Raw genomic sequence first — 25,311 nt, 5'->3', positions numbered from 1 at the left:
GTTAACGGCGCTATGCCAGCGCCGCCATGCGCTGCAACACGGCACTCCCGGCCTGCATGAAGGCCGCCGGGCTGAAATGCTGCGCCACATAGGCCCGCGCCGCCTGCCCCATGGCTGCAAGACGCTCGGGCTGGCGCAGGGCCTGCTCGAGCTTGACGGCAAGCTCATGTGGCCGCCGGGGGCGGACATGCCAGCCACTGACCCCTTCGGTAATGGAATGCGTCATCTCGCCCACGGTGCTGCCCAGCACCGGCAGGCCCATGTTCATGGCCTCATGAGCGGCAATGCAGAACCCTTCCTGCCGCGAGGGCTGGGCATAGAGATGGCAGCCCCGCAGGAACGCCGCCGTATCATCGACATAACCCGCGAAATGGACCTGATCCAGCCCGTGGCGCTGGCAAAAGCCCTGCAGCAGCTTATGCTCCGCTCCCTCGCCGCCTATGGTGACCCTGTAGGGCGGCAGGCCGGGCACCTCACGCAGGGCCAGCAGCGCGCGGAGCAGCACGTCATACCCCTTGGATGGATCAAGCCGCCCCAGCGAGCCGATCTGCACCACCTCGCCCGGCTGCCACGGCGTGGCAGGTGCCAGATCAGGATCAATGCGGAAGATGGGCCATGACATGACCCGTTCGGCAGGCAGGGCAAGGCGCTGGCGGGTCAGTTCGGTCACGTAGCCTGAATCGCCCACCCATAACCGGCTGCGGTTGCGCATGAGCCGCAGCAGGGCCAGGTTGGCAGGCTTTAGAAAGGCGTTGTGCTGCCAACTCACCACCGGAATGCCCTGACGCAGCCCGACAAGCTGCCCGAGCAGGGTGGCGCGGGTGAGCGATGTCCAGATATGGGTCGGCTGCACTTTGCGCACCCAGGCATCAAGGCGGTGCAGCATCAGCGCGGGGGATGATGTATCCTCGGCCAGCACAACGGGCGCAATCCCGGCCTTGCGCAGGGCGGGCATGGCGCGCCCATTGCGCGGGGAGAGCGCCGCAACATCAACACTATGCCCGTTGGCGCGGCACACCTCCACGATATCGGGTATGGGCAGGGCAGCCCCTCCCCCCTCGAACGTGTTGATGACATAGGCGATCCGCATGACCTTCTCCTCCCACACCGATGGTCATGGGTTCTCTCAGCTTTCAGGCGGCGGCTGTTTTACCATGCGAGAGGAAATACACAATGTCCCGGGCAGCGCGGCTGGCGGCACTCTCATCGGGCACGGTGTGGAAGGTTGCGGCAAACGCCGCCTGCTGGCGTGGCCCATAAAGGGCCTGCTGCGCCTGCGCCACCGCAAGTGCATGGGGCAGTTCATCCACCCGGTCGATCACCTGCCCCATGTTCCAGTGGGCATAATTGGGATTGTCGCGCCACTTCGCACCGTGCGAATTGAGGAAGATGCACGGCCGTGGCTGGTAGATCCATTCATAGATCTGGCTGCTGACATCACCGAGGTAAATATCAGCCCCGCGCACATAGGACATGTCAACCGAGTTGGGGCTGCCGGCATCGATCAGGATATGTGACAGGTTGCGGATTTTCTGCGGTATCATCCGGCGCAGGCGCAGCCTGCGGTGCTCGACCGATGTATGCAGGTAGCGCCTGAACAGCATGACATGGGGCGCAAAGATCAGGTTGTAGTCGTCCTGCCGTGCAAACCAGTCCAGCACCTCAAGCCCCATGTCCCACCATGAGGACAGGACCGGATCGAAATGCGGGTTGTACAGCACGGTCGGGCGGTCATTATCAAAAAACCGGGAACGGCTGGACAGGTCGACAATATCGAATTTGGGGTAGCCCACCACGGAATGCGCATCAGGGCGGATGAGGTCTCCGGCCTGCATGCGCTCGCGCGTTTTCTCGCCGGGCAACAGCACCAGGTCGAAAAACCGCGTCACATCGCGAAACCCGATGGAACGGTCGCCCGCGCCGTGGGGGAAGTAGATCAGCTTGATATCGAGCCGGAAATGGCTCTTGAGCAGGGCGGATGTGGTCTCGGGCACGACCAGCGCATCAAAGCGGGAGAACAGGCGGATATTCTCGCGCAGGTTGGCAATGCGGCGGAACGGCAGGAAGGAACGGGCCACCACGTTGACGGCACGCGCGAGCAGGCTGATGTCAATGTGCACGAAGGTCACATTCCGCGCGCAGGCGGCAACCATGCGGCGTACCTGCGCCTCCTGCTCCACTGATGAGGTAATGACCGTAACATCCTGCCCCAATGCGACAAGCTGGCAGATGATGGGGGCCGTATGCGGAATCTGGTGGATACAGTCGTGGTTGAATAGAAAGCCGATCTTCATGCCATGCAAAGTCATGCCTGTAACTATATCGGTTTTTTATCGCAATAAATAGCCGCGGACCATGGCCTTGACCCTTTTCTAGCACCGTCGGCGACGGGGGAGAATACCCCCATCTTCACACCATTCTTTTTATTGTCTGACATTTGCGCGAACAGGCATGCCTCCTTCACGTATCCGTGTGCCTTCAGGCGCAGGCCATGGCGGGGCTGCGGCTTTCATGCCCGATCCGCGCCATATCGAACGGCGTGGTCTGGTAGATCTGGTTGATCCAGTTGCCCGCCAGCAGGTGCGCATGCGCGCGCCAGCGGTTGATGGGGCGCAGGGTCGGGTCATCATGCGGGAAATAATTGTGCGGCACCGCAATATCGAGCCCCCGCTCCCGGTCGCGGAAATATTCATCGGCCAGCGAGGTGGAATCATATTCAAGGTGGTTGAACATGTGCAGCGCATGGTGGCGCGGGTCATCGAGCAGGCACAGGCCGGTCTCGGGGCTTTCGGCCAGAACGGTCATGTCGGTGCCGCGCGGCAGGTCGGCGCGCCGCACCTCCGTCCAGCGCGAGACGGGAATGGACAGGTCATCGGCAAAGCCTTGCAGGTAGGGCGATGTCGGGGCAAGGATGCGGTGGTCATACACCCCGAACGCCTTGTGGGCGAGCGCGTGCTTGGGCATGCCATGAAAGTGATGCACTGCCGCCTGGGCGGCCCAGCAGATGTTGAAACATCGGTGCACGTTGGTCCGGGTCCAGTCGAACACGCGGCGCAGTTCATCCCAGTACGTCACCTCGGCAAAAGGCAGGCGCTCGACGGGGGCGCCGGTGATGATGAAGCCATCGAAACGCGCGCCGCGCACCTCCTCCCACGCCCGGTAGAACGAGGTCATATGGCTGGCGGACGCATTGCGCGGCACATGCCCGCTCATGCGCACCAGCGTGAGTTCGACCTGCAGCGGTGTTGCCCCGATGAGGCGGGCGATCTGGGTCTCGGTGCGGATCTTGTTGGGCATGAGGTTGAGCAGGCCGATGCGCAGCGGGCGGATATCCTGCCGTATGGCGTCGGTCTCGCCCATCACCATCACACCCTCGGCTTCAAGCGTGCCACGGGCGGGGAGATCATCGGGTATTCTTATGGGCATTGCCGCGTCCGTCCTCCATTATGTGGGGCGTGACGCACTGCGTGGCATGATCCGCTTGGTTGCCGGCCTGGCCACATCCTCCCTTGCGGGAGCGCCACCTTGCCCGGAACGGCAGGTTGGCGTTGGGCGTCGCCCCAACTCCTGATGCTGGCCGTGGTTTTACGTGTTTTGCGTTACGGGTGCAAGAGCATGCCGCCCCTGCGCTCAGGCATGGGTAAGGAGGCTCTGGCGGATCATCTCCGATGGCTGGGGGCGGCCAAGCAGGAAGCCCTGCACCTGGTTGCAGCCCAGTTCGTTGAGATGCGCCCACTGGTCGTGTGTTTCCACCCCTTCCGCCGTGATGGGAATGTCCATGCTCTGCGCCAGGCTGATGATGGCGCGGATGATGCCCGCAGCCCCGCGCTCGGGCAGTTCCTGCACGAAGGAGCGGTCGATCTTGATCTTCTGGAATCGAAACGAGCGCAGGTAGCCCAGCGAGGAATAGCCGGTGCCGAAATCATCCAGCACGATGCTGCACCCGATCTGGCCCAGCCTGTGCAGGATGTCGCGGTTGGTGGCGCTGTTCTGCACAAAAATGTTTTCGGTAATCTCGACCTCAAGCCGCGCGGGGGCAAGGCCGGAACACGCCAGGGCCCCTTCCACGATGCCGAGGAAGCGCGGGTTGCGCAACTGGATGGGCGAGACATTGACCGCAATGCGCACCTGCTCGGGCCAGCCCGCCGCCTCGAGGCAGGCGGCGCGCAGCACCCATTCGCCAAGGTCGTGGATCAGGCCGTTTTCCTCGGCCAGGCCCACGAACTGGTCGGGCGGGATCATGCCGCGCTCGGGGTGGTGCCAGCGCACCAGCGCCTCGCACGCGCTGATGCGGTTGCCCGGCATGGAATAGAGCGGCTGGAAATGCAGCGTCAGCGCATTGCCTGCAATGGCCGCGCGCAGTTCATTGCCAAGGCGCGCGCGGGTCTGGATTTCATCGCGCAGGTCGGCATCAAAGAACTGGAAGCCGTTGCGCCCGAGCGACTTGGCGCGGTACAGCGCAATATCGGCATGCTGGAGCAGCATTTCGGCATTCTCGCCATCCTGCGGGTACAGCGCCGCCCCGATACTGGCGCCAATGACGATATGGTGCCCGTCGATGACGTAGGGTTTGCTGACAGTCTCGACAATTTCACGCGCGCGACCGGTCAGTTCGTCCGGGGCGGGCACCTGGGGCCAGATGATGGCAAACTCGTCGCCGCCCAGCCTTGCCACAAGGTCTTCGGGCCGGCTGCAGGCCAGCAGGCGGGCGGAAACCAGCCGCAGCAGCGTGTCGCCCGCCGCATGGCCATAAACGTCATTGACGGTCTTGAAGTAATCAAGGTCGATGCACAGCAGCGTCGCACTCAGGCCGGGGGCGCAACTGGCCTCGAGCCGGGCGGAGAACAGGGCGCGGTTGGCCAGCCCGGTCAGCGGGTCGTAATGGGCGAGCTGCTCGACGCGGCGCTGGGCGCTGCGCTGTTCGGTCACGTCATCGGCCACGCACATTTCCCACCGCGCGCCGCCGCGCTCATCGGTAATGGTGACGTGGCGGGTGGCAATGGCGCGCGCGGTGCCGTGATGGTCGCACAGAACCTGCTCCGCCGCCTGCGCGCCGCCTGCCGCGCGGCTGAGCAGCAGGTGGCCGATCTCGTCGGCATCAAATACAGCATCGACCTTGCGTTCAAGTAGCAGGTCGCGCGTGCAGCCCATCATCTCCTCCGCCGCGCGGTTGACCAGCACGGGGTGGTCCTCACGCATGGAGCGCACGACCAGGGCGGAGGGAATGTTCTCGACAATGGTGTCGATGAACAGCTTGTCACGCAAGATGCGCTTGTTGGCCCGCCTCAGGTCCTCGGCCGCGGCCTTCAGCCCCGCGGCCGAGGCCACGGCGTGGGAATGCGAGGCGTTGATCAGGTCCAGCGCCGAGCCCGTGCCGTGATAGCGCCCCGCCTTTGTCACGATATAGCCGCGCATGAGGTCGGAGGGCTGGGTCATGAGCGCGCGCGCCGTAAACTCGGCGGAGGGAATATCGGCATCGATCATGACCGGGCTGTCATCCATCAGCAGCGCCACGGGGCGGCGGTTGAACAGCGCATGGCCAAACCGGCCCGATACCTTGAGGAAGAACGCCTGCCGCTCCACCAGCCCCACCGGCGCGTCGTGCTGGTCCACCACCGCCACCAGCATCAGCGCGGGGTCATTGTGAAACAGCTCGAACAGCCGCTCGCCCAGCGCATCCGGCCCGATGACCGGCCCCTGGCAGGCGATATCGCCCATGGTCATGAAAGCCGAGGGGGCTGGCGGAGCGGCGATATCATTCATCATGCAATGTTCCACAACCATTTCAAAGCGGAGGGCGCCATGCCTGCGCCAGCATTCAGGACGCGCATGACAGCCTGCCCCACCTGCCCGCAACCAGGAGCCGAGCGTGATCGACATGCGGGCACATCATGATGTTGCAACGAACCGGCAGGCCATATTCATCATTCCTTAACCACGGCTTCTTCATCTAGCCGCCCCGCCTGCCTGCATGTGTTATAGTTTCAATACATTTTTATTATGTTTTTATGAACAAAATTAAAAAATGCAGTATAGATCAGCCATAAATGCAATATAGCGCCTCCCGCCCCTGTGCCCCGGCCGCCTTATTTGCGCCATGCCCCTGCCCCACGCTGGCCCGCGCGGCGGGGGCAGGCAGCGACCGGACACGATTGTTTGTATCAACATCTGCCCGCGCGCCAGCGTTGTGCGCAGGATTGGTCAGGAGCGAGAAAGAACCCATGAAGATAGCCCAGTGGATGCAGCATTCCGGTGTCGCGTTTGGAACGAGCGGCGCGCGCGGCCTTGTCAGCGCCATGAAGGATTCGGTCTGCTTCGCCTACACCGTGGGCTACCTGCGGCACCTGACCAGCCTTGGCGAGTTCGCGCCCGGCGCATCGGTGGCCGTGGCGGGTGACCTGCGCCCGAGCACGCCGCGCATCCTGCGCGCCTGCGCCGCCGCGATCCGTTACATGCATGGCGTACCGGTCTTTTGCGGTTACGTGCCCACGCCCGCCCTGTGCCTGCATGCGTTTGCGCAGGGCATGCCCTCGCTCATGGTCACGGGCAGCCATATCCCGGCGGACCGCAACGGCATCAAGTTCAACCGTGCGCGCGGCGAGTTCCTCAAACCTGACGAGGCGGCGATGCGCGAACTCGATGTGAGCCTGCCCGAAGGCTGGTTCGACACGCAGGGCACGCTCACCGCGCCGCCCGACCTGCCGCCCGTGACCGACGTGGTGCCCGGCTTCGTGGCCCGCTACCGCGACTTTTTTGGCGCCGATGCCCTGGCGGGGCTGAAACTGGGCATCTACCAGCATTCCGCCGTGGGGCGCGACGTGCTGGTGCAGATTGTCGAGGCCCTTGGCGCCACCGCCGTGCCTCTTGGCCGCATGGACAGCTTCATTCCCGTCGATACCGAGGCCGTCCGCCCCGAGGATGCCGCCCTCGCCCGCGAATGGACCGCCGATGGCACGCTGGACGCCATCCTGACCACTGATGGCGATTCCGACCGCCCGCTGCTGGCCGACCGGCATGGCGCATGGCTGCGCGGCGACGTGCTGGGCATTCTGGCCGCGCGGTTTCTGGCTGCCCGTGCCGTGGCAACCCCGGTCAGCAGCAACACGGCGCTGGAGCAGGCGGGGTTTGCCTACACGGTGCAGCGCACGCGCATCGGCTCGCCCTACGTGGTCGCGGCCATGACGCAAGCGGCGGGCGATGGGCATGAACCCTCGGTCGGTTATGAAGCCAATGGCGGCTTCCTGCTGGCAAGCCCGGTCACGCGCGGCGGCCGCACGCTGGCGGCATTGCCCACGCGGGATTCCGTGCTGCCCATGATCTGCGCGCTCGTGGCTGCGCGTGAGGCAGGCACCGACCTTGCCGGGCTTGTCGCCACCCTGCCCCGCCGCTTTACGCTGAGCGACCGGCTCAAGGACATGCCCACAGCGCAGAGCACCGACCACATTGCCGCCCTGCGTAGCGACCCGGCGCGAGGGGCGAATGCGCTGGGCCTGACCGATGCGTGCGGCGCGCTGGCCCATGTGGATGAAACCGATGGCCTGCGCATGATCTTTGCGGGTGGCGAGGTCATTCACCTCCGCCCGTCAGGCAACGCGCCGGAACTGCGCGTGTATGTAGAGGCCGAAAGCCCCGAACGGGCGACGCAACTGTTGCATACCGGGCTTGAAGCCGTCAGCGCATGGCGCTGAACCCGCGGCCCGCGCAGGATTGAAGGCACCTCCCTGCCCGTAGCCCGGGGGCTTCCAACCCCGGGCATTCAGGACCACAATGGGGCCAGCCGTCATGACCCGATCTGGCGCATGACACCCGTTTTTTCCCTGCAATGAGCCGCCAGGACCTTCGCATGCCCCATCTCGATCCCCTGCCCGCGTCCCGTCCATGGCGCGCCTCCCGCCGCGCCCTGGCAGGTGCCCTGCTGGCCGCCCCGTTCATGATGGGAGGCGCCTGCGCCGCACGGGCCACAAGCTGTAGCGACCTTGCCCGCCACGCCCTGCCTGACGCCACCTTCACCACCGTTGAAACCGTAAAGGCGGGAAGCTGGCACGCCCCGCAGGACCAGCTCAGCCACATCATGTCCACGCCGGGCATGAACCTGGCCGGGCACCAGACCGAGGCCGCGAACCCCGCCTTCTGCCGCATTGCCCTCACGCTCCACCCGACGGCGGATTCCCACATCCGCACCGAGATCTGGCTGCCACTCAAGGGCTGGAACGGCAGGTTGCTGGGCGTGGGCAATTTTGGCTGGGCCGGTTCGCTCATGTATGACGGCATGGCCACGGGCATCAATGAAGGCTATGCAGTGGCCAGCACCGATACCGGGCATGACAGCGCAACTCCCGAGGGCCAGGGCGGCCGCTTTACGCTGGGCCACCCCGAGAAAATGATCGACTACGCCTACCGCGCCGACCACCTGATGACGGTCGCGGCCAAGACGCTGGTCAGGACATTCTATGGCCACGAGGCCACGCATGCCTACTGGATCGGCTGCTCGCTCGGCGGGCTGGAAGGGCTGATCGAGGCCAAACGCTACCCTGAGGATTATGACGGCATCGTAGCGGGCGCACCGCCCAACCCGATTGTCAATTTCAATGCCGAGCAGCTCTGGGCGGGGTGGATGAGCTATCATGACCCCGCGCTACGCGTATCCCGCGACAAGTTCCGGCTGCTCAATGCGGCGGTGATGAATGCCTGCGCGGGGCCGGTGGGCAGGAAACAGGGCTTTGTGGATGAACCCGACCGCTGCGCCTTCAGGCCCGAGCAGATCCTATGCAAACCGGGCGGCAACACGGATCATTGCCTGACCGCCGATGAAGTGCGCGCAGCCCGTAACATCTATCAGGGCCCCGTTGACCCGCAGACGCATACGGTCATCTTCCCCGGCCCGGCCAAGGGCAGCGAGGATGGTTTCTCGGCTGATGGCAAGGCCTTCCCCGTAGCGCTCGACCTGTTCAGATATGCAGCCTTCCAGAACCCGGACTGGGACTGGACCACCCTGAAATGGGATACCGACGTGCAGGAGGCCACCCGCAAGGTCGGCCCGCTTTTGCATGTGGATGACAACCTTGCGCCCTTCCTGGCCCGTGGCGGCAGGCTGCTGCTTTATATCGGCTGGAATGACGGCCATAACCCCCAGCAGCTCGCCACCTACTATCAGGCCGTGCAGCGCCGCGCGGGTGCTGCAGGCCGTGACGGGGTCAGGCTCATCACCATTCCCGGCATGGAGCACTGCCACGGCGGGGCCGGGTGCGACACCTTCAGCAAGCTTGGTGCAATCGATAGCTGGGTCAGTAACGGGCAGGCGCCTGACATGATTGTTGCCGCCCGCGTCGAAGGGGGGAAGGTCGTGCGTACCCGCCCGCTCTGCGCCTGGCCTGCCGTTGCGCGTTATGATGGGCAGGGCGACATGGATGATGCCCGCAGCTTTGCCTGCGTGACACCAGGTACGAACTGATTTTTAAACATTTACAGGGAACGCCGCCTTAAAGAAAAGGCGGCACCCAACAACGTCTGTTATTTTTCAACAATCTTTTCAGTTTTTAAGAATAACCCATTCACCCTCGACCTTCTTGACCGGCAGGGTCGCCTCGCGCACGTCGCCCTGCGCGTTTTTCAGCGTGATCTTGCAGGTATAGATCGAGTCATCACCTTCCTTCGTGTGGCAGTCGCTATCAACAACCTTGACCTGCGGGGTCTGCGACACAAGCGGGTTGGGGCGACCGATCAGTTCCATGCTGAGGTGGTTCGCCTGGTCGAGTTCCTGCTTCATGCTCTTGTCCAGAGCCGTCTGTATGTCGCCTGTCGAAGGGCCGCCGCAGGCGGTCAGCGCCAGCACGGGAAGCAGCACCAGGCCGGAACGCAGGGATTTAACTGAAAAACGCATGGCGGGTTCTTTCACGGGCAGGAATTGAGGCCGTGCTTATGATAAAGCTGCCCATGGATGTCAATAAACCAGGCTTTACGCCTGACCATCCGGCAGGCATTGGCCATCCTTTTATCAAGACCTGTGCCCTCAATAGCAGCACCCGGTCGGAGAATATGATGACAGCAGACCAGGAACACACTGATGCCGCGCAGAATGGCCCGGATGGTAATGATGCCCCCCTGCCCCCTGAAAACGGCGGCAAAAAGGGGTGGCTGAAATCAAAGTTCGCCTCCGTGGCCGAAAAAACGGGCCGGGTGAAGGAAGGGGTAAAAGACTATTACAGAAGCGACGCCTCGCAAGAGAAGATCCAGTGGCTGCGCGATAAAACCCTGTCCATCAGGGAGTCCGAACTGCTGGAAAAATATGGCCCGCTGATCGAGCAGACCATCCGGCAGGTCGCCTCTTCCGCCGCGTTCGATATCCTTGCCGATGAACTGATCATCGCCCGTTTTGCCGATCTGGTCATCGCGCACCTGCCGCCACATGCCCAGATTGTCCTGCGCAAGACCGGCATGGACAGGCTGCTGACAGCAGCCCTGTCGCGCGCCAAGGAGCCGATCCTGCGCAAGATCGCGGCCATCCGCCTGCAGGGTGTGCCCACCGCTGACGCCATGAAAGCAAAGCCGCTTGAGATTGAAGCCAGCCCCGCTACGACCGGGAAAGACGGATTACAGAAATAAAAAAGCACTGTTTTATTTAAGGTAGCGATTTTTTGGTTTTTTAAAATCAGGTGGGCAGGCGCATTTCAAATGCGCCTGCCTTTACTTCAGGTGCTGCTTTTAAGCAGGCGCGCGGCCCGGCTCAGCGCCATGATGGGGAAGAACTGCCGGTACAGGTCATAGCGCAGCATGAACGCACGTGAGAGTTCCGCGCCCTGCTGCAGGCGGCTTGTCAGGGCCGGGTCATCGAGCTTGATGGTCTGCCCCACCCCGTAACCGGGGAAGCCGGTGCCGGTGAACTCCTTCTCATCCCAGTGGCCATCGGCCTGCTGCAGGTCGATCAGGTAGCGGCAGCCGCGCACGATGGCCTCATGGTCCTGCTTGCGGTTGGCCGCGATCAGCCCCATCAGCGCCCAGGCGGTCTGCGAGGGCGTGGTCGGCCCGCGCCCGATGGAGGCGATCTCCATATAGGATGCACAGCTTTCGCCCCAGCCGCCATTTTCCTGCTGGTGGGCCACGAGCCAGTCACAGGCCTTGCCAATGTAAGGCTGGGTCATGTCCTCGCCAATGGCGGCAAGGGCGGGCAGCACCGCACCCGTGCCATAGAGGTAATTGACGCCCCAGCGGCCAAACCACGGGCCATCGGGTTCCTGCTCGGCGCGGATATAGGCCAGCCCGCGCTGGAGTGCAGGCATGTCACGCGGCAGGCCCAGCACGCCAAAAGCCTCGAGCACATGCGCCGTGACATCGACGGACGGCGGGTCAAGTGCTTCGCCAAAATCACAGAACGGGATCTTGGAGAGCAATGCGCGGTTGTTGTCCTTGTCAAACGCGCCCCAGCCGCCACAGGTGCTCTGCATGCCCACGAGCCAGTTCACGCCGCGGGTAATCGCGGCCTCGACGCCCCTGCCCTTCCATTCCTCGCGGTCGCGGCAGGCGGCGAGCGCAATCAGGGCCACGGCGGTGTCATCGGTGTCGGGGTAGCGGTCATTGGCATATTCAAACGCCCAGCCGCCGGGTTCGAGATCCGGCAGCTTGATCGACCAGTCACCTTTCACGCGCACCTGGCGTTCAAGCAGCCAGCCAAGGGCCTTGTCCATCTCGGGGGTGAAATCGGTCTCGGCATCGGCATCATGCAGGGCCATCAGCGCCAGCATGGTGTCCCATACCGGGCTGTTGGTGGCCTGCACCCAGCTTGCATCGCCCCGGTCATAGCGCCAGCCGGGATCATCAAGCGCTGCCAGCCCCTTGGCCATGACGGGGTGATGGAACTGGTAGTCCTCGCCATGCAGCGCCATCAGGCCATAGACCCATGGCGGCTGGATGCCGCCCCAGCCGCCATCGGCATCCTGATGGCGGATGATCCATTCCAGCATGTGGCGGATCGCGGCCTCGCGCATGGTGTTGCGCTTGAGGAATTTGGTCTGCAACCAGTGCAGCGCGCGATCGGTCTTGCGGAAGAAGGTGGCCCACAGGTCCTGCCCGTCACGCGGGGGCAGTTCGTAATCGAAATTCTCGCGCCCTGCGGGAAAGAGCGCATCCAGCCGGTCCTGCGGGCGCAGGGGGCGCGACGAGCGCCGCGCGGACAGGATGGCCAGCGGCACCAGGGTCGCGCGCGCCCACTGCGCGAAATTGTAGATGGAGAAAACGAATTTGTTGGGGAACCAGATAATTTCCGGCGGCAGGTTGGGCGTCTTTTCCCACGGCCATTCCCCGATCAGGGCCAGCCAGTAGCGGGTGAACACGCGCACGTTGCGCAGGCCGCCCTTGCTTGCAATCCATGTGGCGGCCCGGCTCAGGGCGGGGTCATCGGCGGCATAGCCCAGCGAGCGCAGGGCGGCGTAGGATTCGACGGTGGCGTTGATGTCGCCATTGCCCGCGCCGTAATAGATGCCCCATGAGCCATCCTCACGCTGCATTTCCAGCAGGGCTTTGCCCAGGCGGGGGCGCAGGGGGTGGTCCTCAAGGCCAAGGAACCACAGGGCCAGGCACCACTCGGCCTCCATCGAGGCGTTCGAGGCGACCGAGCCAACCCAATGGCCATCGGGCTTCTGCTGTTCCATCAGCCATTTGCAGGCGGCGGAGATCGTGTGCGTCAGGCTGTTGTCAATGCCCCTGAAAGCCGCCGCCGGAGCGGAATCGGGGCGGGATTCGGTCTTGTTGGAGCCGGAAGTTCCGGCCTGCTTGCGTGAAGGGCGACTTTCGCTGTTCATTTCATCCATACCTGTGGGCGATATAATAGTCAGGGGCCTTGTCAATCCGTGCCGGCCTGCAGGGGCGTGACCAGTTGCTCAAAATCAGCGAAGACAGTTTCCCACTCCGCCTGATCCATTTCAATAAACCCTGTGCTGCGCAGAAAAAATGCCCCCTCGGCGGCAAAAAGCGCCGTGCGGGCCCGACGCGCCACGGCAGAGGCCGGATTACACACTTTGAACCAGCGTGCATACCACGCCCGCACCCGGTGCAGGTGTTTGGGGGACTGCATGAGGGTAACGAGCATGCCCGCCATCCTCGCCTGCGTGGCCTCATCAATCTGGCTGGCGACCAGCAGGTAGGCGCGCGCCCGATCGGTGGCATCGGGGTTGCGTGGCATGTTCTGGCTGACCTGGGCATCAAAAACCGCGATCCAGCGGTCGATCAGGGCGGTGATCAGGTCATCCTTGCTGCCAAAGCAGTATTGCAGCCCACCCTTGGTTATGCCCGCCTCGCGCGCCACGGCATCGAGCGTGAGGGCGGCAACCCCTTCGCGCTGCACGAGGTGCTCGACACAATCAAGCACCCTATCGCGGTCAATGGTTCTTGGGCGCGCCATGCGCGGGGTCTCCGTAGTTTCATTCCGTCCGGATGGAATTAAACCATGACGGCCTGCCCTGCAAGCCATGCCCGCGTGAGTGGCACGGTGCCGCCTGTGAAAAAAAAGCGGCACCTGCTGGCATGCCCTGCTGTCAGGCTGCGGTGAGCGAGGCCATGTCGATGACGAAGCGATAATGCACATCACCCCGGTCCATACGCGTGAAGGCTTCGTTGATCTGCTGCATGGGCACGATCTCGCAATCGGGCAGGATGTTCTTGCGCGCGCAGAAATCGAGCAGTTCCTGTGTCTGCGGCAGGCCACCCACGGGCGAGCCGGTAATGCGCCGCCGCCCCAGCACCAGCGGCAGCGAACTGAATGCGGGCACCGGGCCAAGATTGCCCACGATCACCAGCACCCCTTCCACATCGAGCAGGGCGACATAGGGCGAGACATCATGCGAGACCGGCACGGTGTCGATAATGACATCGAGCGATGAGGCCCCGGCCTTCATGGCCTCATCGGAGGTGGAAACGATGACATGATCCGCCCCCAGCGCCCTGGCTTCCGCCGCCTTGGCGGCACTGCGCGTAATGACCGTGACCGTGGCGCCAAGCCCTGCCGCAAGCCGCACGGCCAGATGCCCCAGCCCGCCAATGCCCACCACGCCCACGCGGCTGCCCGGCCCCACATTCCACGTGCGCAACGGGGAATAGACGGTGATGCCCGCGCACAGCAGCGGCCCCGCGCGGGAGGGGTCAAGCCCCTGCGGCAGGCGCAGCACGAAGTCATCGCGCACCACGATGTGCTTGGAGTAGCCGCCATGCGTGGTTTCGCAGGTGAGCCGGTCGCGGCCGTTATAGGTCAGGGTCGGCACTTCGCGGCACATCTGCTGCTCGCCCCGGCGGCACTGGTCGCATTGCTGGCAGCTATCGACAATGGTGCCCACGGCAACCGCATCACCCACCTTGTGGCGTGTCACCTTGGGGCCGACGGCAACGACCTGGCCAATGATTTCATGCCCCGGCACGCAGGGGTAAAGGGTTTGTCCCCAGTCCTTCCAGTCATCACGGCTCTGGTGCAGGTCGGAATGGCAGACGCCACAGTACAGGATTTCGAGGGCCACATCATTATCACGCAACGCCCGGCGCTCGAAGGCATAGGGCGCCAGCGGGGTCTTTGCATCACGCGCGGCATAACCAATGGTCTTCATGTTATTCCACCCTGTTCAGACTTTTGTTCTACGGCACAGGCACGCGGTATGGACACCCGCCCTGGAGGGGGCTGAAACCGGATCCCCCAGCAAGAAGGCATCTCTGGGGTTCTGTCATGCCGGAGCTTGCAAGGGCGCAGTCTGGCACTGATGGTTCAGGGCCACAAGAAAACAACATGCTGCCACACAGCGCGCATTGCGGGGCGTATGCGCCACAACGCGACGGATTACAGGATGTTTTCAGAACGGAACCGAAGCGCGCCTTCATGTCGGCTGTCGGAACAATAGATGCCAGCATGGATGCCGCTCATTGCCGCACATGTGGGGAACACACTCCTGTTAGCGGCAGCGGGAACGACGGGAAAGGCAGCAGCCGACAGGGCGACTGGTTCTTCCACACGTCATTCTTGACAAGAAGGAAAGCGCGCATAGGGTCGATCCTGTAAAGGGTCATGCGGATGCATGGTCATTGTGGAGCAATATGGTGCCTCAAGGCGCATCTCCAGCCATAATCTTGGAAAAAAATGATGAAAGAATACAGTCAGGACGAACTGGAAAAGTTCGATTATCCGGACACGCCGGACATGAGCGAGCCGCCGGTCATCCAGATGCCGGACTTGATGGAGGAGTTCCGGGAAAAAGTGGCAGCGGCTCGGGCCAAAAATCAGAAAAATTCAAAAAATCCTATCCCAACCGCCTAATCTTTCTGTCTGGCCTGCCGGTATGAGCGACAATGCTGGGCGCGTGCTGATTGATCTATCGAGCATGTCAGGCTGCCAGTGCGATAATGCCCTTGAACACATGCTCAAGGGACTGACAGAGGCACCAGCCCAAGCGCTGAATGTAACGAAATCCAGAACCATTCTGCCCGTTTACTGACCAGTGAACCGAGCAGGCTGCTGCAAAATGTCGATTACGCCCCTCGGAGGCACTGGACGTCAGATGGGATGCCGGTCGTACACACATGGCTTGAAAACCGCACTGCGACCGATGGTTCATCTCCGCACATGCGCTCGCGAAATCAAAATCCATGCTGAACATGGATGACAGGATGAAAATACGCGCAGATGTGGCCTATATCAGCGAAGCGATGTGCCGTGACACGGTGTTATTCTCCCAGCCGTAGGACCGCCCTTGTGGCGGGACCGCTATGAGGGGTTACCGGGAGGCCCCTCCGGCGCATCGTTTCCAGATCAGACAGTAAAACGATTGCAGCCAGACTTCCTTCCCGTCTCCCGTTACCTTGATCAGGCCATCCACGTCATGTCGTGAGTCCACCACCGCATCGGGCAACGGCCCGAGCGCCTGCCAGGGCCAGTGGGCCGGAACCTGTGCCTGAAAAGCGGGCGTGACCTTGCCAATATCATGCAGCGCCACGAGCAGGCCAAGTTGTCGACGGTCCAGCGCCAGCCGCCCGCTGCCGGGCCACAGAACCGCTACCGCCGCCACATCGAGCATATGCGCAACAAGGGGATGGATGGGCGCACCCGTGTTGCCGCCCTGATCCGCCGGGCGTGCCTTGCCCCATAAAAAGCGCAGCATGTCGTAGGCTTCATTGACCATGCGCGGCCACCGGCTTCATCCATTTACGGGTATGGTCAGCACGGCGCCCGGGTTTTTGGTGGTTTTTGAAAGTTCCATCAGGATCTGCAGCATGGTGAACCCGAGTTTGCTGGGGAAATCGGTATCCGATATATAGTAGAATTTGTTATTGTATTTTGTTGATACAAAAGAAGATTTTGGCCGCTCATTACTGACATGAACAAAAACGGTCGGCTTTGTATTGCGCCCGACCAGAATGATTTTGGGCAGGGTACGCCCTGAATCAATATCTTCCTGCGGCACGTCGATCTGGTAGGCAATCTGCCCCATAACGCCCAGCATCGTGCGCGTAAGAAGCCGGACCTGGCCGCGTTGCGGCTTGCCTGCCCCGTAGATGACTTCCACGCGCTCGTCATTGGGGCCCATTGCAAAAAACCGCCGCGTCGCCTTCACGACTTCAGACAGGATCGGGTCGGTCGTTGAGGATACCGTCAGGAAGACCCGGTCAAAAGCCGGGGTCTTTCCAGGTATTTCCTCGCTATGTTCAAGCTGTATGCCGAGCAGGCCCGCAATCTGCAACCGGCGCAGGTCATAGAGCAGTTCAAAGAATTCAGGCGAGCCGCGCCCAAGATCCCCCCCGATGGCGCCCGCGTTATTGATAAGATTGACCGACTGGACCGACAGGCGGAACAGGATATCGATGGGCAGGCCGCCCATGGCCAAAGGCAGCAGGCTGCCGGGGGGGAGCGGGCGCAGGAAACTCTGCGCATAGGCATCGCCCGTAACGGGCTGGAATGTAAAAGTCGGGCTTTCCTGTATCTGCGCCCCGATGGTCCCTGCGGGCCTGATCGGGTTGGAGTCCGAACCGACCCCGATGGAAATATTGCGCTGTAACTGGTAGCCGGAAATCAACTGGGTCGTATCAAGGAAGCCGGGCGTGTCAGCATACCGCAAGCGGACAACATTAAGGAGGGTCTGCTGCTTGGAAGAACCAATCAGCGCCTGTGAATAGTCAAGCTGATCACGATCCAGCCTCTGGGAGCCAACGCCATAACATCCACTCAACAATAAAATAAGCGGCACCACCATAATTTTTTTCATGACAACAGAACTCTGCATCCCTCAATACGACATATTACATGAACTTTAATTATTTTTTAATGATACGCGGGTCCCTGACTTCATACACTGGCGGCATTGCATTATATCATACGGTTTTCTTGAATTGTAACTCTATTGATTTTTATCCGGTAATGGAAATAATCTTACCTACCATCATTTAATTAATATTTTCAATGACATAGGATAATATCTGGCGCGATGTGCTGGCAGGCAGGCTGTATGATATTATTAAAATCATGTAAATTATACTGCTCCATCCACCCATGCCCGAGGTCCGACCACCGGCCCCGCGCATGAAAGCCATTTTTTGCAAGGAGCATGCGCTATCATGAAATAGTGTATCAACCTGCCGATGCCGCCCCATCATATCCTGTGCAGAAGAGGTAATCTGGAGTAATGATCAGGATCGTGAGTGTTGTCCAAATCTCCCTTAAGGTGTCTTGATATTATGCGTAAAAGCTTTTTTGCCCTTGTTCCGGCACTTCTGCTGACGGGCCATGCGCATGCAACGGACGTGAAGCTTCCCGATGGAACACAGGCCAGCACGACCGTTCAGACACCGTGCACAAGCGAGAGCTACAAGGAATACGAAACCTGCATTTCCGCCATCCTGAGCCTGCCCTCCAACCGTGGTGGTGATATCGACATCAGGGCAATCGAAACCCTGCTGCCCAAAGACATCCAGAAAGCAGCCATCATCAGCGGAATCACGGCGGCACCGGTTGCGCCGATGACGGTGTCGTTAAAGCATTATGATGACAAGAATATCACCTGGCCCTCAACAGATACGCCACTCGACCACATCATTATTCCCAATAACGGCACCTATCAGGTCGCACTCACGACAACTGATGGCGGGAAGACATGGGGCATGCGGATCATTATCGAACAGCCGGGCTCAGCCGATCAGTAAAATACAGGGCGGAGGGCATCCATCCCGTCGCCGCTCCTGCCTCCCAGCTTTTATTTATGGCAAGAAGTAAAAATTGCTGCGCTTGCATAGGCAATACAATATTTCCAGCCAGGAAATACCGTCAAAAGCCCATCTGCGGCCGACCTTATTCATCCCCCTTCCTCCAACGGGCATGCCGGTTGGAGGAAGGGGCAGGTTATTTCAGAACCTTGTGGAAATCATTCCCACTCGATCGTTCCCGGCGGCTTGGACGTAATGTCATACGTCACGCGGTTCACGCCCCGCACTTCATTGACAATACGCCCGGCCACGCGATTGAGGAAAGACATGTCAAACGGATAGATATCCGCCGTCATGCCATCCGTGCTGGTCACGGCACGCAGGGCACAGGCGTAATCATAGGTGCGGCCGTCACCCATCACACCCACGGTGCGCACGGGCAGCAGCACGGCAAAAGCCTGCCAGATGGCGTCATACAGCCCGGCGGAGCGGATCTCCTCCAGGAAGATCGAATCAACACGGCGCAGCAGGGCCAGCTTCTCGCGCGTGATGGCACCGGGAATACGGATGGCCAGCCCCGGGCCGGGGAACGGGTGACGGCCCACGATCGCTTCGGGAATATCCATCTCGCGGCCGAGTTCGCGCACTTCATCCTTGAACAGTTCACGCAGCGGCTCGACAAGCTGCATCTTCATCCGCTCGGGCAGGCCACCCACGTTGTGGTGCGACTTGATGGTAACCGACGGGCCGCCAGTAAAGCTCACGCTCTCGATCACGTCGGGGTAGAGCGTGCCCTGCGCCAGGAACTCGGCGCCGCCAAGCTTGGCGGCTTCTTCCTCGAACACCTCGATGAACAGGCGCCCAATGGTCTTGCGCTTGATTTCGGGGTCGCTCACGCCCTCAAGCGCATTGAGGAACAGGTCGGAGGCATCACGGTGGATCAGGTGGATGTTGAAGCGGTCACGGAAGGTGCGGATCACCTCATCCGCCTCACCCGCGCGCAGGATGCCCGGATCGACGAAAATGCAGGTCAGCTGGTCGCCAATGGCCTGATGGATCAGCACGGCGGCCACCGAGGAATCAACGCCCCCCGAAAGCCCGCAGATCACCCGCCCCTTGCCCACCTGCTGGCGGATGCGCGCAATCTCCATGTCGCGGAAGCCCGCCATGGTCCAGGTGCCCCGGCACCCCGCAACGCCATGCGTGAAGTTGCGCAGCAGGGCCGCGCCATGCGGGGTGTGCACCACCTCGGGGTGGAACTGCACGCCATAGAGCCTGCGGCCTTCATCGGCGATGATGGCGAACGGCGCGCCCTCGCTCACGGCCACGGCCTGGAAGCCGGGCGGCAGCGCGGTCACGCGGTCACCGTGGCTCATCCACACCTGCTCGCGCCCACCGCGCGCCCATGTGCCGCGAAACAGCGCGCAGTCCTTGATGATATCGATATGCGCGCGGCCGAATTCACGGTGTTCGGATGATTCGACCTTACCGCCCAGCATGCGGCACATCGCCTGCTGCCCGTAGCAGATGCCCAGCACCGGCACGTTCAGTTCAAACACCACCGGCGGGATGGTGGGCGCATTCTCGTCAAGCACGCTGGCCGGGCTGCCTGACAGGATGATGCCCTTGGGCGCAAAGGCCCGAATCCGCTCGGCCGTGCTGGAATATGGCCAGATTTCGCAATACACCCCGCTCTCGCGCACGCGGCGGGCAATCAGCTGCGTGACCTGGCTGCCGAAGTCCAGGATCAGGATCCGGTCTTCATGCAGGGATTCATCAAGTCCTGCCGGTGGGGGGGCTGTATTCACGGTGTCGTTCATCATGTGTCTTTCGGTCGCGGCATTATCGATACACAGGGCTTCCAGCATGAACGGGCGACCCGGTGCAAGGGTGGGATAGTCTTTCGGGCGCAGATAGCACAATATAAGGCATCAGGCAGGCCCATGTCGCCTGCCGCGTTCCAAAACCTGAACCAGAGGTCCGTTTTCATGATTGCATGCCTCGTGCGGCCAGCGGTGGTGGCCCTTGGCCTGGCCGGCATCCTTGCCTTTGCGCCCCCCGCCTCAGCCGATGCGCTGCACGACCCGAAAGGATTGTGGACCGGACAGCTCGTGACCGACAAGGGCAACTGCACCGACGTGACGCGTGACACCTCCACTTTCCAGGTCGGTTCGAAAACCCTGACCTTCACCCCTGCTGATGGCTCCGTGCCGCTGCGGGGCCAGCCGGAAAAGGGATACGCCCATTATCATGCCGAGACCCTGCTGCAACAGCCCTCGGGGGCGGCCTTCCCCATGGTTTTCGAGGCCCATCCCGAAGGGAATACCATCGTTGGCATCTATGGCACGCCGCGCTGCCGGGCGCACATCGTACTCCATCGATAGACCCGGCATACCGCCCCGCAGTGGCGCGATCACGCAATCGGGAACACTCCGGTCCCGTACAGGCATGGATGCCGCGCCACGATCCGATATATTTCATCCATGTCCGATAACATGACACTGGCCGGGGCCGTTCTTTCCATCATCGTGCGCAAGGGGCGCATGCTGCTCGTGCGCCGTCGCAATCCGCCCGATCAGGGGTTGTGGGGCTTTCCCGGCGGGCGCATCGAGTATGGCGAAACCTGTTTTGATGCCGCCGCGCGCGAACTGCGCGAAGAAACCGGCTTCACCACCCATGCCGAAGGCACGCTGACCGCCTTTGACCTGATCGATCGTGATGGCAAGGGCCATATCCGCTTTCACTACCTGATCGTGGCCGTGAAATGCCACGACAATGGCTGGACCGACATCCACGCGGGCGATGACGCGGATGCGGTGGACTGGTTCGACCTTGAGCAGGTACATGCCCGCCCGGCCGCCTTCAGCCCCGGCCTGCCCGAACTCGGCGCCCTGGCCCTGTCAGCCCGCGGCATCGCGCCGTGGCCACTGGCCCCGCAAACCCGCACGACCGATACCGCCCCCCGCCATCGGGCCGAAAGCCTCCTGTCATGACCGCCCGCACCGCCCTGATTGTTGAAGACGAGGCCATGATTGCCGAACTGGTCGCCACCATGCTGGAAAGCGACGGCATCACTGCCACCATATGCCCCAGCGTGGCCGATGCCATGCATGCGCTTGAAACCCGCCCCTGCACGCTGGCGCTGGTGGACCTGACCCTGCCCGATGGCGAGCCTGATGCCTTTATTGCCGCTGCCCGCGCGCGCGGCAGCCATGTGATCGTGATGAGCGGCGACCCCGACCGGCTGGCAGGCTACGCCCCCCTGCCCCTGCTGGAAAAACCCTTCCGCATGAAGGCCATGCTCGAACAGGTGCGCCAGGCATTGCCCGTGGCTGACTGAGGCTGGCACAGTCTGCTCCGGATTGGCTTTTCAGGTGGCACTACAGCCCTGGCAGGCGCGACATCTCACGCGGCAGGCCTGTTTTTTCGTGCATTCTGCTCCCATCTGTCGAACAGGCTCAGCAGTCTCTTTCCATCCGTATAATCGCCTTCCTTAACCCCGATGCAGAATACTGCTACAATATGCATGGGGCAGACTTTGACTGCATTTATTCCGCTCAATACCATCTGCCCGTAAAAATAATTTCTTTTGCCAGTGGAAACCTGCTGCCAGGCGACCCATGGATATTGTTTGCATAAAACTTCTCCCAGATAGACGCCTACATCAAATGCCAATGATTCCGTTGCAGAAGAAAGAACTGATTCTGGCACGGCTATCGGGAACGGTTGTTGCTGCCTTATTTCTTCACGTTCCTGCTCGCTCAGACATACTGACCCGACATGCTGCGACAGCCAGTCACTCAAACGCGCGACTGAACCGTGACTGTAATCAAGGTCTATCTTGTTCGTACGATCACACGTATTTAACGCATGCTGTAATGCTTTAATTCTGTTGGATATATTGGCAATAAACCACTTCTTGTAGTCCTTGCGCAAGGAGGATGGACCACTCATTAAAACATCTGCCTGAAGCACGCCTACAGGTTCATATTCCATGCTCGCTGTCACCCTCTCTTCCATGCCGCCCGTTTACATGGCGCGCATGACGACCTTACCCACCCGCTACCGGCAGGCGCGCCATTGTCTGGCGCTGGGCGGCTGACAGGTCAGGACGCAACTGCACGCGATACAGGCCAACCGGTTCGGCCACACGCCCCCCGCGCCCGCGCATGACCGTGCCCAGCCTGTCCATGGTGGCGAATACATCCGTATCAAACGTGCGGCGCGGATTGCAGACCATAATGCCCCCGCCCGTCACGTCATGGGGCAGGTTGAACAATGCCCAGCGCGGCTCCATGCCCACCACGGTGCGGCCGGGCAGCACCGTGGCCAGTTCCGCTGCCGTGCCGTAATCACACGCGGCCACGAATTCGCCCGGTCTGGCCACGGCTGTAATATCCGCCGCCAGCGCGCGCCACCCCGCCATCTGCCGCAACGCCACATCGGTATGGGCAGAAAGGGGCAGCGGGGCAAACAGCGCCTGCCCATATACCAGCGCACCAACCAGCAGCCCGCCGCCAACCGCCCAGCGCCCCCAGCGCCAGCCCACCAGCGCCGTGGCCACGGCCAGCGCCGGATACAGGACCACCGGCCAGTTCGCCTGCACCCGGTCGCCTATGCCATGCTGCACGAACACGCAGGCAGGCACGGCGACCAGACAGGCCAGCAGGGCCGCACCGGGCGCCTGCCGTGCCTGCCGCCATGCACGCACCTGTCCCCACACAAAAAACGCGGTAATGCCCGGCGTCATCAGCCCCACCTGCCCGGCCAGCAGTTCGGTCAAAAACTGAAAGGCCTTTGCCGGGTGCCAGTCTGCCGTGCGGCCACCCTGGCGGGCAAAGCTGACCCAGCCATGCGTTGCGTTCCACCACAGCACGGGCGTTGCGCACAGCACGGCCAGCGCCAGCCCGGCTGCAATCGCGGCCCAGTGCCGCCCCTGCCCCGGCACGCGCCGCCACAGGGCGAGGACCGCCCACCACAGGCCAATGCCCGCCACGGGCAGCACGGCGGTGTATTTGCTGTCAAAGGCCAGCCCCGCCACAAGACCCGCCACAAGCCACCAGCGCGCGCCCCCTCCGGCCACGAGGCGCCCCATGGCCCAGAGCAGCACGGACAGGAAGAAAAACACCGGCATGTCCGGCGTCATGACAATGGACTGGATGGCCACCGCAAGCGTTGCCTGCAACAGCGCACAGGCCCGCCAGGCCAGCGCGGGCGCAGTACCCGGCAGCAGGTCACGCACCGCCCGGAACACGAAAAAGGAAACCCCTGCCCCTGCCAGCACGCCCACCAGCCTGACGCCCAACGGGTCATCGCCACCGAGCGCCATGCCCAGCCGGATCCACACCGCCACCATGGGCGGGTGGTCAAGGTAGCTTGCCGCTGGCGCCAGCGCCCAGATGCGGTAATAGGCTTCATCAGGCGAAAGCGGCAGGAAAGCTGCCACCGCCAGCCGCAGGCAGGCCAGCAGGCCAAACAGGCACAGCCAGGGGCGCGGGCTGTCCTTCACCCTCACGCAGCCACCCTTACACAGGCACGCCGGGACGGTTGAGGCTGGTGCGGATGGTCTGGAGTGTCTGCACGCGCACCACGTGGGTGGCTTCGGTCAACTGGCGGGTCAGCAGGTTTTCATGCGTTGCGTCACGCGCCACGAGCCGCACCAGAAAGTCGCCGCCACCGCGAATCATATGGCACTCACGCACTTCCGGCCAGGCCGAGACCTGTGCTTCAAAAGCGGCAAGTACGGTTTCCTTCTGGCTATCCAAGCCAATCAGGGCAAAAAGCGTGATCGACCAGCCCAGCCGCGCGCCATCGGTATCGGCATGGTAGCCACGGATCACATGGTCCTCCTCAAGCCTGCGCATGCGGCGCAGGCATGGGGGGGCGGAAATGCCGACACGCCGCGCCAGTTCCACGTTCGTCATGCGGCCATCGAGCTGAAGTTCGGCCACAATCCGACGATCAATCGCATCCAGATCAGCCATCCGTTCCGCCATGCACATTCCATCTCTCGACAAAGGGGCACCCCACCGGACCGGGTGCCACGATAATGAAGCACTTTCTACTCCAACCCTTGCACGGACGCCAGTGGACGACCATACCAAAGGAAATTATGACGATACGATAGGTTTTACCGATCTCATGCCCCAGACCGTTTCCACCGACCTGCTTGTCATCGGCGCGGGTCCCGCCGGTTATACCGCCGCCATCTATGCCGCGCGCGCCAGTCTCTCACCCGTCCTCGTGGCGGGGCTGCAACCCGGCGGCCAGCTCATGATCACCACCGATGTCGAGAACTATCCCGGCTTCGCCAAGGGCATACAGGGGCCGGAACTGATGGAGCAGATGGCCGAGCAGGCCCGCAATGTCGGCACGCGCATGATGGATGACATCATCGTCTCGTGCGATTTCACCCGCAAGGACGGCAGCGGCCGCTTTTACGCCACGGGCGATTCCGGCACGGTGTACGAGGCGCGCAGCGTCATCATCGCCACGGGGGCACAGGCCAAGTGGCTTGGCGTGCCGGGTGAGAAGGAATTCCAGGGTGCGGGTGTGTCGGCCTGCGCCACATGCGATGGCTTTTTCTATCGTGGCAGGCGCGTGGCCGTGATTGGCGGCGGCAACACCGCAGTGGAGGAAGCCCTTTACCTCACCCACCACGCCAGCCACGTGACCCTGATCCACCGCCGCGACACCCTGCGGGCGGAAAAGATCCTGCAGGACCGGCTGCATGCCAACCCCAAGATCTCGGTGCTGTGGAACAAGGCGGTCGAACGCATTACCGGCAGCGGCACACCCGCAGTGGTCACGGGGGCGGACCTGCGCGACACGGTCACGGGCGAGACCACACATATCGACGTGGATGGCGTGTTCGTTGCCATCGGCCATACCCCGAACACCACAATTTTTCGTGATGTCGTAGCCATTGATACGGACGGTTACATCGCCACGACACCGGGTAGCACACGCACCTCGGTGCCAGGCGTATTTGCCGCAGGTGACGTGCAGGACAAGATATACAGGCAGGCCGTGACCGCCGCGGGCACCGGCTGCATGGCCGCACTCGAGGCCGAGCGCTTTCTTGCCACAGGTCAGTAAAGGACTGCATGAGTCCTTGACCTGCTCCAGCATTTCCTTCACCACAAGCCC

Annotated in this window: 23 protein-coding genes and 1 riboswitch; of the genes, 9 read left to right on the top strand and 14 right to left on the bottom strand. The window is 62.2% G+C overall.

Annotation, left to right across the window (positions count from 1 at the left end; all coding sequences use genetic code 11):
- Positions 1-10: 10 nt before the first annotated feature.
- The 4 genes from QEG70_RS12380 to QEG70_RS12365 form a co-directional block, all read right to left on the bottom strand.
- Entirely contained in the window at positions 11-1,090 is a 1,080-nt protein-coding gene (locus tag QEG70_RS12380) for a glycosyltransferase family 4 protein (protein WP_308720954.1), read from the bottom strand.
- Positions 1,091-1,133: 43 nt separating this feature from the next.
- Positions 1,134-2,294 carry a hypothetical protein gene (locus QEG70_RS12375; RefSeq protein ID WP_308720953.1) on the bottom strand — a complete coding sequence of 387 codons (1,161 nt, stop codon included), beginning with the start codon at positions 2,292-2,294 and terminating at the stop codon, positions 1,134-1,136.
- Between the two features lie 184 nt (positions 2,295-2,478).
- A complete protein-coding gene (locus tag QEG70_RS12370) occupies positions 2,479-3,426 on the bottom strand; it encodes a homoserine O-succinyltransferase (RefSeq protein WP_308720952.1) in 948 nt (315 codons plus the stop codon).
- A 45-nt stretch (positions 3,427-3,471) separates the two neighbouring features.
- Positions 3,472-3,579, bottom strand: a riboswitch (SAM-I-IV-variant riboswitch).
- A gap of 51 nt (positions 3,580-3,630) precedes the next feature.
- Positions 3,631-5,766, bottom strand: coding sequence for a putative bifunctional diguanylate cyclase/phosphodiesterase (locus QEG70_RS12365; protein ID WP_308720951.1), 2,136 nt, complete (start codon positions 5,764-5,766; stop codon positions 3,631-3,633).
- 473 nt (positions 5,767-6,239) lie between these two features.
- Here QEG70_RS12365 and QEG70_RS12360 point away from each other — a divergent pair, with 473 nt between their 5' ends.
- Positions 6,240-7,688 carry a phosphomannomutase gene (locus QEG70_RS12360; protein ID WP_308721105.1) on the top strand — a complete coding sequence of 483 codons (1,449 nt, stop codon included), beginning with the start codon at positions 6,240-6,242 and terminating at the stop codon, positions 7,686-7,688.
- Positions 7,689-7,822: 134 nt separating this feature from the next.
- A complete protein-coding gene (locus tag QEG70_RS12355; RefSeq protein WP_374762602.1) occupies positions 7,823-9,451 on the top strand; it encodes a tannase/feruloyl esterase family alpha/beta hydrolase in 1,629 nt (542 codons plus the stop codon).
- Positions 9,452-9,529: 78 nt separating this feature from the next.
- Here QEG70_RS12355 and QEG70_RS12350 read toward each other — a convergent pair whose 3' ends face one another.
- Positions 9,530-9,880, bottom strand: coding sequence for a hypothetical protein (locus tag QEG70_RS12350; RefSeq protein ID WP_308720949.1), 351 nt, complete (start codon positions 9,878-9,880; stop codon positions 9,530-9,532).
- A 155-nt stretch (positions 9,881-10,035) separates the two neighbouring features.
- Here QEG70_RS12350 and QEG70_RS12345 point away from each other — a divergent pair, with 155 nt between their 5' ends.
- Positions 10,036-10,602 (top strand): hypothetical protein, encoded by a 567-nt coding sequence (locus QEG70_RS12345; protein WP_308720948.1) that lies wholly within the window; start codon positions 10,036-10,038, stop codon positions 10,600-10,602.
- An 86-nt stretch (positions 10,603-10,688) separates the two neighbouring features.
- On the opposite strand, the gene shc is transcribed toward QEG70_RS12345, so the two are convergent.
- The 3 genes from shc to QEG70_RS12330 form a co-directional block, all read right to left on the bottom strand.
- The gene (shc, locus tag QEG70_RS12340) at positions 10,689-12,794 is read right to left on the bottom strand and encodes a squalene--hopene cyclase (protein WP_374762601.1); all 2,106 of its coding nucleotides are present in this window, start codon (positions 12,792-12,794) and stop codon (positions 10,689-10,691) included.
- A 41-nt stretch (positions 12,795-12,835) separates the two neighbouring features.
- The gene (locus QEG70_RS12335) at positions 12,836-13,393 is read right to left on the bottom strand and encodes a TetR/AcrR family transcriptional regulator (RefSeq protein WP_308720946.1); all 558 of its coding nucleotides are present in this window, start codon (positions 13,391-13,393) and stop codon (positions 12,836-12,838) included.
- Between the two features lie 133 nt (positions 13,394-13,526).
- Positions 13,527-14,585, bottom strand: coding sequence for an NAD(P)-dependent alcohol dehydrogenase (locus QEG70_RS12330; protein WP_308720945.1), 1,059 nt, complete (start codon positions 14,583-14,585; stop codon positions 13,527-13,529).
- A 524-nt stretch (positions 14,586-15,109) separates the two neighbouring features.
- Here QEG70_RS12330 and QEG70_RS12325 point away from each other — a divergent pair.
- A complete protein-coding gene (locus tag QEG70_RS12325; protein ID WP_308720944.1) occupies positions 15,110-15,286 on the top strand; it encodes a hypothetical protein in 177 nt (58 codons plus the stop codon).
- A gap of 457 nt (positions 15,287-15,743) precedes the next feature.
- On the opposite strand, the gene QEG70_RS12320 is transcribed toward QEG70_RS12325, so the two are convergent.
- Positions 15,744-16,148, bottom strand: coding sequence for an HD domain-containing protein (locus QEG70_RS12320; protein WP_308720943.1), 405 nt, complete (start codon positions 16,146-16,148; stop codon positions 15,744-15,746).
- 15 nt (positions 16,149-16,163) lie between these two features.
- Positions 16,164-17,081: a hypothetical protein gene (locus QEG70_RS12315; protein WP_374762600.1), complete on the bottom strand. Its 918-nt coding sequence runs from the start codon at positions 17,079-17,081 to the stop codon at positions 16,164-16,166.
- A 616-nt stretch (positions 17,082-17,697) separates the two neighbouring features.
- On the opposite strand from QEG70_RS12315, the gene QEG70_RS12310 reads away from it, so the two are divergent.
- Positions 17,698-18,162: a hypothetical protein gene (locus QEG70_RS12310; protein ID WP_308720941.1), complete on the top strand. Its 465-nt coding sequence runs from the start codon at positions 17,698-17,700 to the stop codon at positions 18,160-18,162.
- A gap of 218 nt (positions 18,163-18,380) precedes the next feature.
- On the opposite strand, the gene guaA is transcribed toward QEG70_RS12310, so the two are convergent.
- On the bottom strand, positions 18,381-19,982 hold the full coding sequence (gene guaA, locus QEG70_RS12305) for a glutamine-hydrolyzing GMP synthase (protein ID WP_167370246.1): 1,602 nt from the start codon (positions 19,980-19,982) through the stop codon (positions 18,381-18,383).
- A 168-nt stretch (positions 19,983-20,150) separates the two neighbouring features.
- Between guaA and QEG70_RS12300 the strand changes: the two genes are divergently transcribed.
- The 3 genes from QEG70_RS12300 to QEG70_RS12290 all read left to right on the top strand — a co-directional run bounded on the left by QEG70_RS12300 (position 20,151) and on the right by QEG70_RS12290 (position 21,502).
- Complete coding sequence (locus tag QEG70_RS12300; RefSeq protein WP_308720940.1) at positions 20,151-20,546, top strand: hypothetical protein; 396 nt, start codon at positions 20,151-20,153, stop codon at positions 20,544-20,546.
- Between the two features lie 99 nt (positions 20,547-20,645).
- Positions 20,646-21,155: an NUDIX hydrolase gene (locus tag QEG70_RS12295; protein ID WP_308720939.1), complete on the top strand. Its 510-nt coding sequence runs from the start codon at positions 20,646-20,648 to the stop codon at positions 21,153-21,155.
- A complete protein-coding gene (locus QEG70_RS12290) occupies positions 21,152-21,502 on the top strand; it encodes a response regulator (RefSeq protein ID WP_308720938.1) in 351 nt (116 codons plus the stop codon). Before QEG70_RS12295 ends, QEG70_RS12290 begins: the two co-directional genes overlap by 4 nt.
- A 65-nt stretch (positions 21,503-21,567) precedes the next feature.
- Here the strand turns inward: QEG70_RS12290 and QEG70_RS12285 are convergent, their stop codons facing one another.
- From QEG70_RS12285 to QEG70_RS12275, 3 genes are read right to left on the bottom strand one after another with little or no spacing between them, the layout of a single operon-like run.
- Complete coding sequence (locus tag QEG70_RS12285; RefSeq protein WP_308720937.1) at positions 21,568-22,158, bottom strand: hypothetical protein; 591 nt, start codon at positions 22,156-22,158, stop codon at positions 21,568-21,570.
- A 55-nt stretch (positions 22,159-22,213) separates the two neighbouring features.
- Complete coding sequence (locus QEG70_RS12280; RefSeq protein ID WP_308720936.1) at positions 22,214-23,677, bottom strand: ArnT family glycosyltransferase; 1,464 nt, start codon at positions 23,675-23,677, stop codon at positions 22,214-22,216.
- A 10-nt stretch (positions 23,678-23,687) separates the two neighbouring features.
- Positions 23,688-24,158, bottom strand: coding sequence for an Lrp/AsnC family transcriptional regulator (locus QEG70_RS12275; RefSeq protein WP_061275817.1), 471 nt, complete (start codon positions 24,156-24,158; stop codon positions 23,688-23,690).
- A 145-nt stretch (positions 24,159-24,303) separates the two neighbouring features.
- Here QEG70_RS12275 and trxB point away from each other — a divergent pair, with 145 nt between their 5' ends.
- The gene (gene trxB, locus QEG70_RS12270; protein ID WP_308720935.1) at positions 24,304-25,260 is read left to right on the top strand and encodes a thioredoxin-disulfide reductase; all 957 of its coding nucleotides are present in this window, start codon (positions 24,304-24,306) and stop codon (positions 25,258-25,260) included.
- Positions 25,261-25,311: the final 51 nt, after the last annotated feature.

Origin of the sequence: Komagataeibacter xylinus, assembly GCF_031081985.1 — a bacterium.
Taxonomy (GTDB): Bacteria; Pseudomonadota; Alphaproteobacteria; order Acetobacterales; family Acetobacteraceae; genus Komagataeibacter; species Komagataeibacter xylinus_E.
Note: the sequence above shows the minus strand (reverse complement) of the source record. Positions and strands in the feature narration are given on the sequence as shown.